This window comes from Ensifer sp. LC384 (assembly GCF_001695865.1).
Classification (GTDB): domain Bacteria; phylum Pseudomonadota; class Alphaproteobacteria; order Rhizobiales; family Rhizobiaceae; genus Ensifer.
In genome coordinates this window covers 1-578 of sequence record NZ_MBST01000080.1, presented here as the reverse complement: position 1 = coordinate 578, position 578 = coordinate 1, and the positions used below count along the sequence as shown (strand labels likewise).

At 39.1% G+C, this 578-nt stretch carries 1 protein-coding gene; it reads right to left on the bottom strand.

All coding sequences use genetic code 11. From position 1 onward, the window contains the following. On the bottom strand, positions 1-522 hold a 522-nt coding region (locus BC363_RS34040), incomplete at its 3' end, for an IS5 family transposase (protein WP_141690516.1). Between the last annotated feature and the right edge of the window lie 56 nt (positions 523-578).

Genomic DNA, 578 nt, shown 5'->3' with positions numbered 1-578 from the left:
TATAGCACACTGGCTGTCATGGGTCCTGTTGTCTGTTACTTTCATATCAAGTACCTTGCCACTGTTTATGTCAAGTGCAACTTGAACCTTTATCCAACCTTTCCTTCTTTTCTTGCCGTGCTTTTTGTTGAGCCATTCTCCTCTGTTTGTTAGCTTTATGCCTGTGGAGTCAAGAACTATGACAAAGTCTTGTGGTAGGTCTTTTAGGTTATCTGGCAAGTGGTCAAAGTGGAAGTCTTCTCTTGTGTGTCTGTAGTGGATGGTTCTGAAGTTTGGTAGTTCAATGGATATACCCATTTGTCTGAAGAGGGCTCTTACAAAGCCTTCTGTTTGTCTGTATGGTAGTCTGAGGACATATTTGAGAAAGAGAATGAATATGATTAGTCCTCTTGGATACTTGAAGGGTCTTCCCAACTTTTTTGTCTGTTTGTTTTGTGCTTGGGCATCAAATATTTCTGGGTCAATGAGTATTCTTCCTCTTCTTACCAGTTCTTCGTTATAATTCTTCCAATCTCTCTTCATGGGGTAATGTTATCTCACAAACTTAATATTAGACACAGCAAGATAAAATCAGAAAA